This window comes from Streptomyces sp. NPDC001941 (assembly GCF_040296945.1).
GTDB lineage: Bacteria > Actinomycetota > Actinomycetes > Streptomycetales > Streptomycetaceae > Streptomyces.
In genome coordinates this window covers 1-18051 of the sequence record NZ_JBEOYE010000100.1, presented here as the reverse complement: position 1 = coordinate 18051, position 18051 = coordinate 1, and the positions used below count along the sequence as shown (strand labels likewise).

Annotated in this window: 14 protein-coding genes and 2 pseudogenes; 10 read left to right on the top strand and 6 right to left on the bottom strand. The window is 75.0% G+C overall.

Translation table 11 applies throughout. From position 1 onward, the window contains the following. Positions 1–21: 21 nt before the first annotated feature. On the top strand, positions 22–1527 hold the full coding sequence (locus ABT160_RS39125) for an SCO1417 family PLP biosynthesis transcription factor (RefSeq protein ID WP_351653289.1): 1506 nt from the start codon (positions 22–24) through the stop codon (positions 1525–1527). 201 nt (positions 1528–1728) lie between these two features. Here the strand turns inward: ABT160_RS39125 and ABT160_RS39120 are convergent, their stop codons facing one another. Continuing rightward, on the bottom strand, positions 1729–3387 hold the full coding sequence (locus tag ABT160_RS39120) for a hypothetical protein (protein ID WP_351653287.1): 1659 nt from the start codon (positions 3385–3387) through the stop codon (positions 1729–1731). A gap of 46 nt (positions 3388–3433) precedes the next feature. Further along, positions 3434–3628 carry a hypothetical protein gene (locus tag ABT160_RS39115; protein WP_018534760.1) on the bottom strand — a complete coding sequence of 65 codons (195 nt, stop codon included), beginning with the start codon at positions 3626–3628 and terminating at the stop codon, positions 3434–3436. Between the two features lie 314 nt (positions 3629–3942). On the opposite strand from ABT160_RS39115, the gene ABT160_RS39110 reads away from it, so the two are divergent. The 5 genes from ABT160_RS39110 to ABT160_RS39090 all read left to right on the top strand — a co-directional run bounded on the left by ABT160_RS39110 (position 3943) and on the right by ABT160_RS39090 (position 9280). Beyond that, positions 3943–4335 carry an ankyrin repeat domain-containing protein gene (locus ABT160_RS39110; protein ID WP_351653285.1) on the top strand — a complete coding sequence of 131 codons (393 nt, stop codon included), beginning with the start codon at positions 3943–3945 and terminating at the stop codon, positions 4333–4335. A 232-nt stretch (positions 4336–4567) separates the two neighbouring features. Then, complete coding sequence (locus ABT160_RS39105; RefSeq protein WP_351653284.1) at positions 4568–5986, top strand: HEAT repeat domain-containing protein; 1419 nt, start codon at positions 4568–4570, stop codon at positions 5984–5986. Between the two features lie 122 nt (positions 5987–6108). Beyond that, on the top strand, positions 6109–7245 hold the full coding sequence (locus ABT160_RS39100; protein WP_351653282.1) for a glycosyltransferase family 4 protein: 1137 nt from the start codon (positions 6109–6111) through the stop codon (positions 7243–7245). After that, positions 7242–8417 carry a glycosyltransferase gene (locus ABT160_RS39095; RefSeq protein WP_351653280.1) on the top strand — a complete coding sequence of 392 codons (1176 nt, stop codon included), beginning with the start codon at positions 7242–7244 and terminating at the stop codon, positions 8415–8417. Before ABT160_RS39100 ends, ABT160_RS39095 begins: the two co-directional genes overlap by 4 nt. Further along, a complete protein-coding gene (locus ABT160_RS39090; protein WP_351653278.1) occupies positions 8414–9280 on the top strand; it encodes an SGNH/GDSL hydrolase family protein in 867 nt (288 codons plus the stop codon). Before ABT160_RS39095 ends, ABT160_RS39090 begins: the two co-directional genes overlap by 4 nt. Positions 9281–9306: 26 nt before the next feature. On the opposite strand, the gene ABT160_RS39085 is transcribed toward ABT160_RS39090, so the two are convergent. From ABT160_RS39085 to ABT160_RS39070, 4 genes are all read right to left on the bottom strand, one after another. Beyond that, positions 9307–10170 carry a 5-oxoprolinase subunit C family protein gene (locus tag ABT160_RS39085; RefSeq protein ID WP_351653276.1) on the bottom strand — a complete coding sequence of 288 codons (864 nt, stop codon included), beginning with the start codon at positions 10168–10170 and terminating at the stop codon, positions 9307–9309. Continuing rightward, a complete protein-coding gene (locus ABT160_RS39080; RefSeq protein ID WP_351653274.1) occupies positions 10167–10784 on the bottom strand; it encodes a 5-oxoprolinase subunit B family protein in 618 nt (205 codons plus the stop codon). The genes ABT160_RS39085 and ABT160_RS39080 overlap by 4 nt, the downstream gene beginning before the upstream one ends. Further along, entirely contained in the window at positions 10781–11545 is a 765-nt protein-coding gene (locus tag ABT160_RS39075; RefSeq protein WP_351653272.1) for a LamB/YcsF family protein, read from the bottom strand. Before ABT160_RS39075 ends, ABT160_RS39080 begins: the two co-directional genes overlap by 4 nt. Before the next feature lie 130 nt (positions 11546–11675). Beyond that, the gene (locus ABT160_RS39070) at positions 11676–12953 is read right to left on the bottom strand and encodes an MFS transporter (protein ID WP_351653270.1); all 1278 of its coding nucleotides are present in this window, start codon (positions 12951–12953) and stop codon (positions 11676–11678) included. Positions 12954–13147: 194 nt separating this feature from the next. On the opposite strand from ABT160_RS39070, the gene ABT160_RS39065 reads away from it, so the two are divergent. The 4 genes and pseudogenes from ABT160_RS39065 to ABT160_RS39050 all read left to right on the top strand — a co-directional run. After that, positions 13148–13864 carry a GntR family transcriptional regulator gene (locus ABT160_RS39065; RefSeq protein ID WP_351653268.1) on the top strand — a complete coding sequence of 239 codons (717 nt, stop codon included), beginning with the start codon at positions 13148–13150 and terminating at the stop codon, positions 13862–13864. 159 nt (positions 13865–14023) lie between these two features. After that, positions 14024–15556 (top strand): annotated as a pseudogene (locus ABT160_RS39060) (hypothetical protein); the annotation flags it as partial. 68 nt (positions 15557–15624) lie between these two features. Further along, the gene (locus ABT160_RS39055) at positions 15625–16695 is read left to right on the top strand and encodes a hypothetical protein (RefSeq protein ID WP_351653266.1); all 1071 of its coding nucleotides are present in this window, start codon (positions 15625–15627) and stop codon (positions 16693–16695) included. 31 nt (positions 16696–16726) lie between these two features. Beyond that, positions 16727–18051, top strand: a pseudogene (locus tag ABT160_RS39050) (hypothetical protein); the annotation flags it as partial.

Sequence of the window (18051 nt, the reverse complement as noted above, 5' to 3'; positions counted from 1 at the left end):
CCGGGAAGGTGGACCGAAAAAATGGCACAGTGGACCTCCGCCGTCGGACCCGCACAGCTCGCGCGCCAGCTGAGCGCCCAACAACCACGCCCCACCACCCCCGGCACCCGCAAGCCCCCCGCCTACCGCGCCCTCGCCGACGGCATCCGCCTCCTCGTCCTCGAAGGACGCGTGCCCGTCGCCGCCCGGCTCCCCGCCGAACGCGAACTGGCCCTCGCCCTCGCCGTCAGTCGCACCACCGTCGCCGCCGCCTACGAAGCCCTCCGCAGCGAAGGCTTCCTCGAATCCCGCCGCGGCGCCGGCAGCTGGACCGCCGTCCCCGCAGGCAACCCCCTGCCCGCCCGCGGCCTCGAACCCCTCCCGCCCGAAGCCCTCGGCTCCATGATCGACCTCGGCTGCGCCGCCCTGCCCGCACCCGAACCCTGGCTCACCCGCAGCGTCCAGGGCGCCCTCGAAGAACTCCCGCCCTACGCCCACACCCACGGCGACTACCCCGCCGGCCTGCCCGACCTCCGCCGCACCATCGCCGACCGCTACACCCGTCGCGGCATCCCGACCATGCCCGAACAGATCATGGTCACCACCGGCGCCATGGGCGCCATCGACGCCATCTGCCACCTCTTCGCCGGCCGCGGCGAACGCATCGCCGTCGAATCGCCCTCCTACGCCAACATCCTCCAGCTCATGCGCGAGGCGGGCGCCCGCCTCGTCCCGGTCGCCATGGCCGAAGGCCTCCAGGGCTGGGACCTCACCCGCTGGCGCCAGGTCCTGCGCGACGCCGCCCCCCGCCTCGCGTACGTCGTCGCCGACTTCCACAACCCCACCGGCGCCCTCGCCGGCGAGGACCAGCGCCGCCAGCTCGTCGAGGCCGCCCGCTCCGCCGGAACCGTCCTCGTCGTCGACGAGACCATGTCCGAACTCCACCTCGACGACGGCGCCGACGACCTGCCCCGCCCCGTCTGCGCCTTCGACCCTGCGGGCAGCACCGTCCTCACTGTCGGATCCGCCAGCAAGGCCTTCTGGGCCGGCATGCGCATCGGCTGGGTCCGCGCCGCCCCCGACGTCATCCGCTCCCTCGTCGCCGCCCGCGCCTACGCCGACCTCGGCACGCCCGTCCTGGAACAGCTCGGGGTCAACTGGCTGATGCGCACCGGCGGCTGGGAGGAGGCCGTGGGCCTGCGCCGCGCGCAGGCGCGGGAGAACCGGGACGCGCTGGTCGCGGCGGTCCGCAGGGAGCTGCCGTCCTGGGAGTTCGAGGTCCCGCGCGGCGGCCTGACCCTCTGGGTCCGCACGGGTGGCCTGTCCGGCTCCCGGCTCGCGGAGGTCGGCGAGCGCGTCGGAGTCCGGGTGCCCTCGGGTCCCCGGTTCGGCGTGGACGGTGCCTTCGAGGGGTACGTCCGGCTGCCGTTCACGGTCGGCGGCCGGGTCGCCGAAGAAGCGGCGTCCCGCCTCGCGGAAGCGGCCCGCCTCGTGGCGACGGGCGCGGGAGGAGCGGGGGCGGAGAGCCCGCGGACGTTCGTGGCGTGACGGATGACAGCTGACGGATGACCGCTGGCAGCTGGCAACTGACGGACGACGGCAAACGGCTGGTGGACGACAGCTGACGGCTGACAGATGACGGATAACGCTTGACGGCTGACAGATGATGAAATCTGTCAGCCGTCAAGGGTTATCCGTCATCTGCCGTCTGTCATCCGTCAGCCCACCCCCGGCCCACCGTCCCCCACCTCACCCCTTCTCCATCCGCACCTTCCCCGCCACCGCCTCCACCGGAGCGGTGTCCGCCTCCTCGTCCTCCGCAGGCGCCTGCTCCACGCCCGTCTCCGCGCCCGTCTCCATGTCCGTCGCGTCGAGTGCCGTCTGCCGTTCCGGCAGCAGGTCGAGCACCGCCTGCCGGTGCGTCTCGCTGGTCGCGTCGTCGTACGGGTCGGGAGTGGCCGGCACCTGGAGCCGGAGCACCGGTCCCGTGCCCAGGCGCGCGTACCCGCGCCCCGGCGGGACGTCCGGCGTCGGCGTCGTGTGCGGGGCCGCGCCCAGTACGTGCTCGATCTCCTCCGGGGCGGCCGGGCCCAGCACCACACGCGCGCGCGTGTGGCCGAGTACCGGCTCGCTGAGCACGTCCTCGGTGTCGAACTGTTCGCTGACCACCACGGTCACGTTCGCCGCGCGCCCGTGCCGCAGCGGGACCTGGAGGAGCTGCTGCGGGTCGGTGCGGCCGTCGGCCGCCGCGAGGTGGGCGAAGACGCTGGGCCGGTCGAGCAGGATCCACAGCGGACGCTTGGTGTCCTCGGGGACCGGGTGGCCCGCCTGCCGGGCCCGGTTGGCGGAGATCAGCCGGCGCTCCGTCTCGTGGGCCGCCCATTCGAGGCTGGCCAGGGCGCCCGCGAGGCCGCATTCGACGGCGAGGACGCCCGTGCGGCCGGTCAGGCACGCGTACTCGCCGGTGCCGCTGCCCTCGATGATCAGCACGTCTCCGTGCTGGAGGGCCTGCAGGGCGATGGAGCGCAGCAGGCTGGTGGTGCCGCTGCCGGGCTGGCCGACGACCAGCAGGTGCGGCTCCGTGGAGCGCGGTCCGGTGCGCCAGACCACGGGCGGCGCGTCGCGCGTCTCGTCGCCGTCGACGACCGGCACGGTGCGCTGTACGGCGCCGGGGTCGGTGAAGCCGAGCACGGTCTCGCCGGGGACCGTGACGAAGTGCTGGGCGGCGATCCCCGTGGACAGGGCGGGCAGCACGCTCATGACGAGCTGGTTGCCCTCCTCGTCCCAGTCGAAGAGGTACTCGCGGCCGCGCCCTGACTTCGCGTGCAGCAGCTGTTCGATGCGTGCGCGCGACTCGGCCTCGCCGTCGGTGAAGTACGCCGGGTACTTCACGCGTACCCGGCTCATGCGCCCGTTGCCGTCGAACTCGTAGTCGCTGAGTGCGCCCGCCCAGTCCCCGCCGTGGGCGAACAGCGGACTCGGGTCCTCGGGGACGGAGAAGTACGGCACGAGCGCCTCGTACAGCGCCTGGAGCCGTTCGACCTCCGCCTCGTCGGGCCCCGTCTTCACGACGGGGCGCTCCCGCCCCTTCCACGCGGCCGCTCCCATCACCGTGATGATCGCGAGGAGCGGTCCGTACGGGATGAGCGCGACGACCAGGACGCAGGCCGCGGCCAGGAACAGCGTGGGACCGCGCCGCTCCTTGGGGGTCGCGGCCCACTTGGCCTTGGCCGTCGCGGCCAGTTTCCGCAGACCCCGGGAGACCGTGATCAGCGGATGGAGGACGTCGGTGGCGCTGTCGGCGGCCGTGCGCGCGATCTCTCGACCGCGCGCGATCTGAGCGCTGCCGCTGCTCAGTACGCGGGCGCTGCCGCTGCTCAGAATGCGGGGGAGTGGTCGCCGGGCCACGTGGTGCTCCTGGTGTTCCTGATGTCGTGGAAGGGGGCGGGGCGGATCAGAACTTGATCCCGCCCAGGAGGCTGGCGAGGCTCGCGCCGCCGGCCTTGATGCTCGGGGCGATGGCCGTGCCCGCGAGGTAGAAGCCGAAGAGGGCGCAGACCAGCGCGTGGGATGCCTTGAGGCCGTCCTTCCGGAAGAAGAGGAAGACGATGATGCCGAGCAGTACGACGCCTGAGATGGACAGGATCATTGGGGGTTCTCCTGGTCGAGGGGACAGTCACCATGAGTTCTTCCAGGCTTACGGAAAGTATCTATATGACAAAAGGTGCAATCGAGTGAAATATCGATGATTTCACTGGACTGGCGGACACCGGAGGGTGGCCCGGGACGCGGTCGCACCAGCAGACGGAGCGGTTGGTTCCGTTCGCGGTGATCTTTGCCGCCGTACGGCCGCCTCATGTCGCCGTGCGGGCAGTACCCTGTCGATTCACTCGTACGGCGGCGCACTCCGGCGTACGGGCACCGGCCCACCCGCACCCCCCGGCACTGAAAGGCGGTCGTCCGATGAGCGAGGCCCCGGATCCCGAGGTCGTCGAGCTGGCGTCGAAGGTCTTCGACCTGGCGCGGCACGGCGACGCGGAAGCCCTCGCGGCGTACGTCGACGCAGGCGTGCCCGTGAACCTCACCAACGACCGGGGCGACTCCCTGGTGATGCTCGCCGCCTATCACGGGCACCCGGAGGCGGTGACCGCCCTCCTCGCGCGCGGTGGCGACGCGGATCGCGCCAACGACCGGGGGCAGACCCCGCTCGCCGGGGCCGTCTTCAAGGGCGAGCGCGCGGTGATCGACGCGCTCCTGAAGGGCGGCGCCGATCCGGAGGCCGGAACTCCGTCCGCGGTGGATACCGCGCGGATGTTTGGGAAGACGGACCTCCTCGAGCTCTTCGCGCACGGGTGAACGAGCGCTGAACAGCAGGTGAGGGCGTGCCGTAAATGTGGTCGCGGTGGCGAAATGGCTGGGTCATCATGACGTCGTCGAGCCCGCACGGGGCCACGGACGAGAGGCAGAGGAAGATGACTTGCACCAAGCAGATGCAGACGGGCAGCCGAGCATGTTGCCGCGTGGCCTAGGCGATCACCCCTTTCCGGAATCACCGGTTGCGTCGACAGCTTGATGTGAGGCACTTTCCATGTTCGATCCAGTCATAGCGCCGAGCGGCACACTGCTCGGCCTGCTGCAGAGGGGCCGCGGCGACGGCACGCTGCACGCGCTCGCCGCCCCCCGCGACGAGGCCCTGGCCGCCCTTGACCACTGCGTTCTCCACGACCCGCGCCACGACTGGCAGGTCGAGAACCGATCGCTGTACTACGCGCGCCTGTACCTGGATCTCGACGGAGGCCTCGACGAGATCGAGGGCCACCTGTTCTCGGCCGACGACCGGCTCGACGACGCCGAGGAGCGCACGGGCCTGTCCCTGGCCGTCCTGGGCCACCTCGCCTCGTACGGCCGCGAGGACGCCCTGGGGCTCCTACGGCGCTACGCGGCCACCGGCGCGAACTGGGCCTGGGCCCTGGACGAGCTGGCCCTGCGCGACGACGACGCTGGCCTGCGCGCCCTGGCCCTGCCGGTGCTCGCCAGGTTCCCGCTGACCGCGCGGGGCGAGGCCGATCTCGCCGCGACCGTGCGGGACGCCTTCGAGCCCCGGCCGTGGCGTCTGTGGGCCGAGGACCGGCGCGAAGCCGTGGGGGCACGCGTGCGTGCCGCCCGTGAACAGGGCTCCTTCGACCGCTGGCAGCGCCAGCTGAGCCCCACCGGGCCGCGGCCCGGCTGGAGCGTCGAAGCCGTGTTCGAGTGGGCCGAGCAGGGCCTGGAGCGGGGCAGCGCCCTGCACCTGCCCGCCGCCCGCTGCCTGAACGCGGTCGCCGGGCCCGAGGACCGCGAGCGGATCGTGGAGGCCGCCCGCGACGGCGGTGACGGGGCGCGCAGCGCCTCCCTGCACTACCTGGCCGAGTCCCGGGACCCGGCCGTGCTGGACCTGATCGAGGCGGCCGCCGGCAGTCCCTCCCGCACCGTCGCCGAGGCGGCCGTGGCCGCGTTCGAGCGGATGTGCGGCGAAGAGGCCGTGGACCGGGCGCGCGGCTGGGTGCACCGGCCCGACGCCCTCGGCGCCAGCGCGGCGGGCGTGCTCGCCTGCCGCGGCGGCCACGAGGACGCCCAGCTGGTCCTCGGGGCGCTGCGCGAGACCGTACGGTCCGACGGCCCCGACGCCCAGGCGTTGTACCGGCTCGTGGACGGCGCCGGACGGCTCGGGATCGTCTGCGCGGCCCCCGTGCTGCGGCACGTGTACCGCGAGACCGCCTCCTCCCAGCTGCGCGGCCGCGCCGCCCGCGCGCTGGCCGCGACCGACCCCTCGTTCGCCACCGGGTTCGCGGTGGAGTGCCTGTGGGACTGCGAGGAGACCACCCGCGAGGTCGCCGCGCTGCACGCCGAGACCGGTGACGTACGCGTTGCGGAGCGGTTGCGCAGGCTCGCCGCCGACCCCGCCGAGGAGGACGAGGTGCAGACCGCGGTGCGCAGCCGGATCGGTACGGATCCCGCCGCCATGTGAGCGAAGAGCGCCACGCGCGCGTACGCGAACGGACACCCTGAGGCACAAACGCTCATGGGACGTTCGACGCACGGAAAGATCCACGTTGGCCGGGCCACCCCGGGCGCGACGACAACACGGGTATGCGTGTCGTCATCGTCACCGAGTCCTTCCCTCCCGACGTCAACGGAGTGGCGCACTGCGCCTACCAGACCGCGCTGCACCTGGTCCGGCGCGGCCACGAACCGCTCGTCATAGCCCCGGCCCCGGCCGGGGCCGCGAGCACCCCCCACGACACGGACACGACGGCGCCCTGCCGCGTCGTCCGCGTCCCCTCCCTCCCGCTGCCGGGCTACCCCCAGGTACGCGTCGCACTGCCCAGCCGCCGCGTCGCCGCGGCGATCGCCGAGCACTGCGCCGAACTCGTCCACCTGGCCAGCCCGTTCGTCCTCGGGGTGCGCGGCATGGCGGCCGCCGCCCGGCTCGCGCTGCCCGCCGTCGCCGTCTACCAGACCGACCTCGGCGGCTACGCGCGCATGTACGTGGGCGCGGGCGAGGCGGCCGCCTGGCGGCGCATCCGGGCCGTGCACGCCGCCGCCGACCTCACCCTGGCCCCGTCCGGCGCGGCCGTCGCCGACCTGGCCGCGCACGACGTGCCCCGGGTGCGCCTGTGGCCCCGGGGCGTCGACACCGGGCGCTTCCGGCCCGCCCTGCGCGACGAGGCGCTGCGCCGCGCACTGGCGCCCGGCGGCGAGCTGCTGGTCGGCTACGTCGGCCGGCTCGCCCCGGAGAAGCGCGTCGACCTGCTCGCCGGTCTCCAGGGCCTGCCGGGCGTCCGAGTCGTCGTGGTCGGCGACGGGCCCAGTGGCCCGACCCTGCGCGGACAGCTGCCCGGAGCGCACTTCCTGGGCAGGCGCACGGGCGAGGACCTGGCCCGGCTGTTCGCCTCGCTCGACGTGTTCGCGCACACCGGCCCTTACGAGACGTTCTGCCAGACCGTCCAGGAGGCCATGGCCAGCGGGGTTCCCGTCGTCGCCCCCGCGGCGGGCGGGCCGCTCGACCTGGTCGCGCACGGCCGCACCGGACTGCTGGTCACCCCGGACGACCCCGGCGCCCTCCGCGCCGCCGTCGCCGCGCTGGCCGCCGACCCCGCCCTGCGCACGGCGTACGGGACGGCCGGACGGGCCGCCGTCCAGGACCGCACCTGGAGCGCCGTCGGCGACCAACTGCTCGGCCACTACGAGAGCGTCCTGCACGCGCGCGCGGAGGTGGCGGCGTGAACGGGCTGCGGATCGTACGGATGGCCAACTTCGTCACCCCCTCCTCCGGCGGCCTGCGCACCGCCCTGGGCGAACTGGGCCGCGGCTACCTCGCCGCCGGACACGCACCCGTCCTGATCGTTCCCGGTGGGCGCCCCGGCGACGAGGAGACCGCACAGGGCCGGGTGATCACCCTGCCGGGCCCGATGCTGCCCGGGACCGGCGGCTACCGCGTCCTGGCCGACCGGCGCGCCCTGACCCGGCTCCTGGAACGGCTCGCCCCGGACCGCCTGGAGGTCTCCGACCGCACCACCCTGCGCTGGACCGGCGAATGGGCCCGGCGCGCCCGCGTGCCGTCCGTGATGGTCTCCCACGAGACCGCCGACGGCGTCCTGCGCACCTGGGGCGTCCCACCCGGCCTCGCCGCCCGCTCCGCGGACCGGCTCAACCGCCGTACCGCCTGGGCGTACTCACGCGTGGTGTGCACCACCGAGTGGGCCGAGCGGGAGTTCGTACGGCTGGGCGCCCGCAACGTCGTACGGGCGCCCCTCGGAGTGGACCTGGAGCGCTGCTGCCCGCGGCGCCGCTCGCAGGTGCTGCGCGAGCGCTACGCGCGCGGTGGACAGGTGCTGCTCCTGATGTGCTCCCGGCTGTCCGTGGAGAAGCGCCCGGCCGCCGCCCTGGACACCCTCGCCGAACTGCGCACGCGCGCGGTGGACGCCGTCCTGGTGGTGGCGGGGGACGGCCCGCTGCGCCCCTCGCTGGTGCGCAGGGCCCGCCAGGAGCGGCTGCCGGTGCACTTCCTGGGGTACCTCGCCGACCGCGCCGAACTCACCGCCCTCCAGGCGAGCGCCGACGTGTGCCTGGCCCCCGGGCCCGCCGAGACCTTCGGACTGTCCGCCCTGGAAGCACTGGCCTGCGGGACGCCCGTGGTGGCCAGCGCCTCCTCCGCGCTGCCCGAGGTGATCGGCGACGCGGGCCTCGCGGCGCCCGACGGGGCCCGGGGTTTCGCCGACGCGGTCGCCGAGCTGCTGTCCAGGCCCGAGCGGGCGCGCCGGGACGCGGCCAGGGCCCGGGCCGGGCTGTTCGGCTGGCAGCGGTCCGTGGACGCCTTCCTGGCCGCGCACGAGGCACCGGTACGGGCGGTCCGCGCGCCGGACGCGCGGACACCGGCGCGAGGGCTGCCGGCATGAGTACGCACGCCCTGCGCTTCGCGGCCCTGGGGGACTCGCTGACCGCCGGGGTGGGCGATCCGGTGGACGGCGGGTGGCGGGGCTGGGCGGCGCTGCTCGCCGAGTACCTGGGCGACGGCGAACGGCCCGCACAGTTCCGCAACTTCGCCGTCAGCGGCGCCCAGAGCCGCGACGTGGCCGAGCGACAGGCGCCACTGGCCCGGGAGTTCGCCCCGGACATCGCCTCCGTGGTCGTCGGCGTCAACGACACCCTGCGGGCGTCCTTCGACATCGGCGCGTTCGCGGTGCGCCTGGACGGGGTGTGCGCCGGGCTGAGCGCGCGCGGCGCGCTGCTCCTGACGGCGTGCCTGCCCGACCCGGGGGCGATGCTCGGTCTGCCCGGACCACTGGCCCGCCCGCTGGCCCGCCGTCAGCGGGCGGTGAACGCGGTGGTGCACGCCCTGTCCGAGCGGTACGAGGCCGTGCACCTGCACACCGCGGACGCCGCCTGGGTGGCCGACCGGGCGCTGTGGAGCGCGGACCGGCTTCACCCGGGGGAGCGGGGGCACCGCACGATCGCCTCCCGGTTCCACGGCGAGCTCGCCGGGCGGGGCCTCGCGCACGGCCCGGGGCCCGGCCGGGACCCGCACCGGCCGCCGCCGGGCCGGAGCGAGACCCTGCTGTGGCTGGCGACCGCCGGGACCGGCTGGGTGGCCCGGCGCTGCACCGATCTGCTGCCGCAACTGGTGGGCATGGCGGGGGCGGAGGTACGGCACTGGGCGCGCGGCACCAGCGCCCGCCTCGACCAGCGGGCGGAACGGGCCCTGGGCGCCGCCCTCGCGGCGGTCACCCCGGACGGTCCGCTGGCCGTCGCCGAGGGATGAGCGGCAGGGCACCGGCGGCGCGCCGCTCAGCGGCCGGTCACGAACCGCACGGGCGTGCCCGGCACGGCCTGCGCGGCCGCTCCCAGGTCCCTCTCGTCGACCACCGCGACCACCGGGTAGCCCCCGGTCGTCGGATGGTCGGCCAGGAACACCACGGGCCGTCCGTCCGGCGGTACCTGTACGGCGCCCAGCACCATCCCCTCGCTGGGCAGCTCGCCCGCGCGGGACCGCTCCAGGGCCGGCCCCTCGGTGCGCAGCCCGATCCGGTTGGAGGCGGCGGAGACCCGGTACGCGCGCGTGGTGAGGGTGCGCAGGGCCGCGTCCGTGAACCAGGTGTGCCGCGGCCCCAGCCGGACCCGCAGCACCAGCTCCCCGGGCGGCGCCGGACAGCAGGCGGTGTCCACGCGTGCGGGGGGCGCGGTCACCGGGCCCAGTGGCAGGACCTCGCCGTCCCCGAGGGGGTGCGGCCCCAGCCCCGAGAGCAGGTCGGTGGAGCGACTGCCGAGGACCGGCGGGACGGCGAGGCCGCCGGCCAGGGCGACGTACGCGCGCAGCCCGCGCAGTGCCGGGCCCACGTCCAGCACGGCGCCCGCCGCGACGGTGACCGGGGCGCCCCAGGCGGCCGGGCGGCCGTCGACCCGTACCGCGCAGGGCGCGCCGAGGACGGCGACGGTCACCGGGCAGCGGGGGCGCAGGGCGGTGCCGTCGACGGTGGTCTCCAGGGCGGCCGCGTCCGGCGCGTTGCCGACCAGACGGTTGGCCAGCCGCAGGGCGGCGGGGTCCAGGGCCCCTGAGCGCGGCACCCCCAGGTGCGCGTGGCCGGGGCGGCCCAGGTCCTGCACCGTGGTCAGTGCCCCGGCACGGACCACCGCGACGGCGCGGTCGGTCACCGGGCCTCCACCGTGAAGCGGACCTCGGCGCCCGGGGACAGCAGCGCGGCGGGTTCGCGCGCGGTGTCCCACAGCACGGCGTCGGTGCGTCCGACGAGCTGCCAGCCGCCGGGCGAGGAACGCGGGTAGACGCCCGTGTACGGGCCCGCCAGGGCGACGGACCCGGCGGGGACGGCGGTACGGGGCGTGGGGCGGCGCGGTACCGCGTACCGGGCGGGCAGCCCGGTCAGGTAGCCGAAGCCGGGCGCGAACCCGCAGAACGCCACCCGGAAGACGGTGCCCGTGTGGATCCGTACCGCCGCCTCGGGGCTCACCCCCCACAGCGCGGCCACGTCGGCGAGGTCGGGCCCGTCGTAGCGCACGGGCAGCACCACCGCGTCCACCGCGCGCGTGGGCGCGGGCGGCACCCGCCAGCCGGGGAGCTCGGCGGCCAGCCGCGCGGGATCGTCGAGACCGTCCAGCAGCACCGTCAGTTCGGCCGGGACGACCTCCGCCACGGGCGGCAGCGTCCCGGCGGCCCTGCGGCGCAGCAGCTCCGCGTGCAGGGCCTGGGTCTCGGCCGGGGTGGACAGTTCGACGAGCAGGGCCCGTGCGCCCACGGGCAGCGCCCTCATACGAACGCCTCCACGCGCACGCCCGCCGCCTCCAGGCCGGCCCGCACCCGTCGCGCCGTGCCGACCGCGCCCGGGGTGTCGCCGTGCACGCACAGCGAACGTGCCCGTACGGGTACCGGCTTGCCGTCGATCGAGGTGACGGTGCCGAACCGGGCCAGGCTGACGCAGCGTTCGGCGATGGCCTCCCCGTCGCTCAGCACGGCGCCCTCCGTGCCACGGGGCACCAGGGTCCCGTGCGCGGTGTAGGCGCGGTCGGCGAACGCCTCGGAGACCGGCGGCAGTCCGGCCTTCTCCGCGATGGCGTGCAGCCGTGAGCCGGGCAGGCAGAGCAGCGGCAGCCGCTCGCCGGTCAGCAGGACGCCGTCGACGACCGCCTGGGCCTGGTCCTCGTCGTGCACCACCCGGTTGTAGAGCGCGCCGTGCGGCTTCACGTACGACACGCGTGCGCCCGCCGCCCGCGCGAACACCTCCAGCGCGCCGATCTGGTACGCGACTTCCGCGGCCAGTTCCCCGGCGGGCACGTCCATGGCGCGGCGGCCGAAGCCGGCCAGGTCGCGGTAGGAGACCTGGGCGCCGATCCGCACGCCGCGCTCGACGGCGCGCTCGCACACCCGCCGCATGGTGACGGCGTCGCCGGCGTGGAAGCCGCAGGCGACGTTCGCGCTGGTCACGACGGACAGCAGCTGTTCGTCGTCGGTCAGCGTCCAGCGGCCGAACCCCTCGCCGAGGTCGGCGTTGAGGTCGATGGAGGCCCAGGTCATGGCGGGAACCCTCTCCGGTCGGGCGACGCGGTGGTGCGCGTCGCGGACGTCGGTGACCAGCATCCCGCCCGGCGCGCCCACGGGGAGGTGTCGCCCGCGCGCGTGTCGGCCGCAGGGGTGAGCGCGGGGTTCACACCAGCTCCTTGCCACGGGTCTCGGGAAGTCCGAACAGGGCCAGGACGGCGAGCGCGTAGCCGATCGCACCGAAGACGAGCGCCCCGCCCACGCCCCAGCTGTCGGCGAGGAAGCCGACCAGGGTGGGGAAGAAGGCGCCCACGGCGCGGCCGGTGTTGTACGTGAAGCCCTGTCCCGTGCCCCGTACGGCTGTCGGGTACAGCTCGGAGAGGAAGGAGCCGAAACCGCTGAAGATGGCCGACATGCAGAAGCCCAGCGGGAAGCCGAGCACCAGCAGCAGTCCGTCCGCGTCCGCGGGCAGGTGCGTGTACACGAGGATGCAGGCGGCGGACAGTACCGCGAACAGGGCGATGTTGCGCTTGCGGCCGAGCAGGTCGGTCAGGTAGCCGCCCGTGAGGTACCCGGCGAACGCCCCGGAGATCAGGAACGCCAGATAGCCGCCGGTGCCGACGACGGTCAGGCCGCGCTCGTCCTTGAGGTAGGTGGGCACCCAGGTGGCCAGTGTGTAGTAACCGCCCTGCACCCCGGTCGACAGCAGTACGGCGAACAGCGTGGTGCGCAGCAGCGGGCCCCTGAAGACCGCGGCGAACGAACCGCGGGTGGCGTCCGCCTCGCGCGCGGCGGCGGCCCGCGGGGCGTCCTCGACGTTGCGGCGGACGTAGACGACCAGGAGGGCGGGCAGCGCGCCGGTCCAGAACATGATCCGCCAGGCGAGGTCGCCGTCGGCGAACTGGAAGACCACCGTGTAGACGACCACGGCGAGTGCCCAGCCGGCCGCCCAGGCGCTCTGCACGCCGCCCAGGGTGCGGCCCCGGTGGCGGGCGCCGGCGTACTCGGCGACCAGGACCGCGCCGACCGCCCACTCGCCGCCGAAGCCGAGGCCCTGCAGCGCGCGGAAGACCATCAGCGTCTCGTAGTCGGGCGCGAAGCCGCACGCCACGGTGAACAGCGCGTAGGTGCCCACCGTGATCATCAGGGCCCGGACGCGGCCGATGCGGTCGGCGAGGATCCCGGCGAGCGCGCCGCCGATCGCGGAGACGACCAGGGTGACGGTGGTCAGCAGCCCCGTCTGGCCCTTGTCCAGGGCGAAGTAGGCGGAGATCGCCACCATGCCGAGCGGCAGGGTGAAGAAGTCGTACGAGTCCAGGGCGTAGCCGCCGAAGGCACCGGCGAAGGCCCGTCGGCCGCGTGGTCCGAGCGCGCGCAGCCAGCCGAACGCGCCCTGCTCGTCGGGGATCGGGTCCTGTGCCGCTCGTTCGCGTGTCGTGCTCATGTGCACCTCGCAGAGGGGGGAGGGGTGCGGAGCCGTGCCGTGCGTCACAACGTAGAGGATTGTTGAACGATCCGACAAGAGTCTTGTCCGCTCGTTCCCGCCTCCCCGCCCTTCTTCCCTCCGTCCGTCCCTCCGCTGCTCCTACGATGGGCGCACGCGCCCGGCGGCGGGCGGCCGAGGGAGAGTGGGGAACCGTGGGCGCACAGGCGACCGGCGCACAGGGGACCGGAGGCCCCGGCCTCGGCGAACTGGCCGACGACCGGGCGCTGCTCGGGCGCACCAGCACCGCCGAACGCGTCGCGGACATCCTGCGCACCCGCGTCGCCGAGGGCTACTTCCCGCCCGGCACCCGACTGTCGGAGGAGGGCATCGGCGGCGCCCTCAAGGTCTCCCGCAACACCCTGCGCGAAGCCTTCCGCCTGCTCACCCACGAGCGGCTGCTGGTCCACGAGCTCAACCGCGGGGTCTTCGTGCGCGTCCTCGCCGTCGACGACGTCGTGGACATCTACCGCACCCGCAGGCTGGTCGAGTGCGCCGTCGTGCACGGCCTGGGTGAGCCGCCGTTCGCGCTCGACGCACTGGCCGCCGCCGTCGCCGAGGGCCTGGCCGCGGCCCGCGCCGGGAACTGGAAGGGCGTGTCCACGGCCAACATCCACTTCCACCGCGAACTGGTCGCCCTCGCGGGCAGCGCACGCACCGACGAGCTGATGCGCGGAGTCCTGGCCGAACTGCGCCTCGCCTTCCACGTGGTGGCCGACCCCCAGCGGCTGCACGAGCCCTACCTCGCACGCAACCGGGAGATCCTGGACACCCTGCGGGCGGGGCGCCGGGCCGAGGCGGAGGCCCTGCTCGCCGCCTACCTCGACGACTCCCGCACCCAGCTCGTCGAGGTCTACGCCGGGCTCGTCTGACCCCGGCAGGACGCACGGGCCCCGCCGCCCGCCTGCCCTCCCCCAAGGCACGCCACGGCGTCCCCCGCCCCGCCCGGGGGCGTGCGGGGACGGCCCGGGCGCCCGGTCGCATCTGCGCCGTTTCGACCGTTGTCAGTGCGAGGACCTAATCTGTGCTGCGTGACTTCGCCTGCCTCGACGGAACCGACGGGAACCGCGGCGCCCCAGCTCAGCGCGGGGCCGAGGCCCGCCATGGGCCCGGCCGCCGACGAAGGGCTCGCGCGCCGGCTGCGCGCGCTCGCGTGCACCGCGCCGCTGCACGACCTTGACTCCCGCAAGGCGATGCTCGCCGGCGAGTACTCGGTGTACGCGATGGCGGAGGTCGCCCTCGCCGCCATCGACCTCGTCACCCTGAACATGGACTTCGACACCGGCGCCGACCACGAGCAGATCGTCGCCCGGCTGCTGCCCCGCGTCGCCGCCCAGGCCCCCGGCCGCCCCGCCGCCGAGCACGAGCGGGTGGCGCGCTGGGTCCTGGAGAACCTGGTCAACGTCGGCAGCGTCGACCGCGGCTTCCGCGCCGTCTACGGCACCTTCGGCACCGACGGGATCTACGTCCGCAGGGACTACGACTTCAAGCTGATCGAAGAGGTCCCGGGATACGGCGGCGGGGTCTACCTGCGCACCACCGACGAGGCCGTCAACGTGCTGGTCGGAGCCCTGGACACCGACGTCACCAGCGCCCAGATCGCCGCCGAGGTCAAGCTGGAGGTCCTGATCAGCAGGGGCCGCCTCGCCGACGCCCAGCTCGCCGCCGAACAGGCCCGCTACCGGACCGTGCAGTACGCCGAGACCCTCCGCCGGACCCTGGAGGCCACCCGGCGCAACGTACGCGCGGTCGACTGGCTCCAGACCGTCCCCGACATGATCGCCGAGGCGCTGGACCACGTCGCCGACCGCTACCGCCACGAGAACGCGATCCTGACGAACATCCGCAAGGCGCGCGACGAGGCCGAGGACCACGAGCACAAGCGCCGCGCCGCCGAGCTCGTCGACATCGTCAAGGACTGCATCCGCCGCCACACCCAGCTGCAGTCCCGCCTGCTGGAGGCCGGCCCGCTGTTCCGCGCCGAGCAGGACCGCCAGGCGTTCGCCCACACCACCGCCCGCTCGGGCCTCGACCTGTACGGACAGCTGGTCGCCCCGCTGCTCCCGCTGCCCGTACGCGACGCCGTCCGTGTCACCGACGCCTTCTTCGCCCGCGGCACCGGCCCGCGCACCCCGGCCGCCGTCCGCGTGGGCGACCTCGTCGAGATGCTGCTCACCCCGCCGGCCGAGCGCGAGCACCTGGGCGCCGAGATGCCCGAGCCCGACCTGATCGCCACCCCCGACGACAGCCGCTTCAGCGAGGAGCAGCTGGCCGTCGCCATGGAGCTGCTCGACGTCCCCGACGACGCCCCGCGCCGCCTCTCCGGACTGCTCGCCGACGCCCGCCGCACCGACCCGGACCTGCCCTACCTGGTGGCGCTGCTGGCCATACACGCCGCCAGCCCGCCGGTCGGCACCGCCTACCGCCAGGGCGAGGAGCGCCTGCTCTTCGCCGTCGACGACGGAACGCTCCTGGACGACCCGGAGTTCGGCGGCGCCGACCTGATCGTGGGCACCGCGCTGCTGGACGCCTCCGGCATGGCCGCCGACCGGGAGAACCCGGCCCCCGCGCGCACCAGGACCAGCACCAGGACCACCCCCGCCGCACCGGCGCCGACCGAGGAGACCTCCCAGTGACCGACCAGCACGCCGAGCACGCGTTCGGGGACGAGGCCGAGGCCCCGGCGCCCACCGCGCACGACGGCGTCGCGGCGGACGCCGGGGACGGCACGCCCGGCCGGGACGCGTACACGGGCACCGGCGACGACGCGACCCGGTACGACGCGGCGCCGTACGACGGGAGCGGCGCGGCCGGGACCCCGTACGACCGCGGCGGGTACGACGAGCCCGACGCGGCGCCCGCCCCGCGCGCCGCCGGCCGTCCCCTCACGCCCGCCGACGCCGCCGACGCGGCCCGGCTCGTCTCCTTCGGCCTCCAGCCCAAGCTCCTCCCGGCCCGCGACCAGGAGTACGCCGACCTGCTGCGCCGCTACCGCGAGGAGACCGCCTTCGCGCGCCTGGCCGACGCCGTCGCGGCCGGACTCGGCCTCGTCGTCCTGGAGGTCTCCCCGCGCGCGGGGATGGCCGTCACCGCCGCCGAGGACTCCGTCTTCGCCGTCCGCATGGGCGACTACGCGCGTCGCGCCTCCGCCGAGTCCGCCGACCGCTTCCTGCACGGCCTGGCCCACCTGGCCGTCGCCGCCATGGCGTTCCCGCGCCCCGAGGACCTCGCCGACGACGGGTACATCGGCCGCGTCACGGTCAACGGCATTGACGCCTTCGTACGCCAGGCCTGCCGGCGCCTCGAGGAGCGCGCCGACGAGCTCGGCGAGAACACCGACCCCGCCAGCGACGCCCCCGGCCTCGAAGCCGCCTGGCGCGTCTACGCGCGCCGCAGCGCCACCGGTGCCACCAAGGACGCCCGCCGGCTGGCCGGCTCCACCACCGGCATCGTCGGCAAGGCCGTCGCCTTCCTCACCGACTCCGGGTTCCTCCAGCGCACCGGCGACGACGCCGGAGGCGCGTACCGCACCACCGCCCGCTACCAGCTCCAGGTCCGCGACATGGCCGGCAGCGCCGCCATGGCCGAGCTACTCGACCTCGGCGTCGTCCCCGTCACCGACGGCACGGCCACCCTGGTGCCCGCCCCCGACGGCGACGACCTCGAACTCGCCGCCGACGCCGGCCTGCCCTTCCACGCGTAACCGCCCCCACAGACGACGAGAGTCCGCCGCCATGTACGAGTTGTCCCGGGTCCGCCTCTACTCCATCGGCCCCGCCGGTGCGCGCTACGCCGACACCGTGCTGGACCTGCGGGGCGTCGGCGAGCCCGTGCCCGACCCCGCCCCCACCCAGGCGGAGTTCTTCGAGGACGAGCCGGTCGGCCCGCCGCGCCGCCCCGCGCCCGCGGGCGTGCTCTTCCTGGAGAACGGCGGCGGCAAGTCCGTACTGCTCAAGCTGATCTTCTCGGTGATGCTGCCCGGCCACCGCAACACCCTGGGCGGCGCCAGCTCCGGCGTGCTCCGCAAGTTCCTGCTCGCCGACGACTGCGGACACGTGGCGCTGGAGTGGCAGCACACCCTCACCGGTGAACTCGTCGTCGTCGGCAAGGTCAGCGAGTGGCGCGGCCGGCAGGTCTCCAACGACCCGCGCAAGTTCGCCGAGGCCTGGTACTCCTTCCGGCCCGGACCGGGCCTCAGCCTGGACTCCCTCCCGGTCGCCGAGGCCACCTCGATGCGCCCCGCGGCCGAAGGGGCCTCCGGCGCGCGCGGACGGCGCCGCACCATGAAGGGCTTCCGCGACGCGCTCACCGACGCGGGCAAGGCCTACCCGCACCTCGACGTGTACTGGGAGGAGATCCACGACCGCTGGAACGAGCACCTGGGCGACCTGGGCCTCGACCCCGAACTCTTCCGCTACCAGCGCGAGATGAACGCGGACGAGGGTGAGGCCGCCGGTCTCTTCGCGGTCAAGAAGGACTCCGACTTCACCGACCTGCTGCTGCGCGCCGTCACCGACACCCGCGACACCGACGGACTCGCCGACCTGGTCAGCGGCTTCGGCAACAAGCTGGGGCGGCGCGCCGAACTCACCGCCGAGCGCGACTTCACCGCGGGCTCCGTCGACCTGCTCACCCGCATCGTCGACGCCACCGCCACCCGGGCACGCGCGCGTGACGTGCACGCGGGGGCCGAGCGCCGCACCCGCGGCCTCGCCCGCCGCCTCTCCGTGCGCGCCGCCGTCGAGCGCGGCCGGGCCGCCGACCTCGCCCAGCGGGTCACCACCGCCGCCCACGCCGTCTCCGAGGCCGAGCGCGGACGCGGACGCGGCTCACTGATCGCCGCCGAACTCGCCTACCGGCACGCCTCGCTGGCCCTCACCGTCGCCGAGAAGGGCGCCGCCGCCCAGCGCCGCGAACTCACCGAAGCGCGCACCCTGTACTCCGCCTGGCAGGCCGCCGAGGCCGTGCTGCGCCACCGCGCCGCCGCCGACCGCTCCGCACGCGTGGCCACCGCCATCCGCGAGGCCGAGCGCGACGCGGCGCCCGCCCTCGCCTCCCG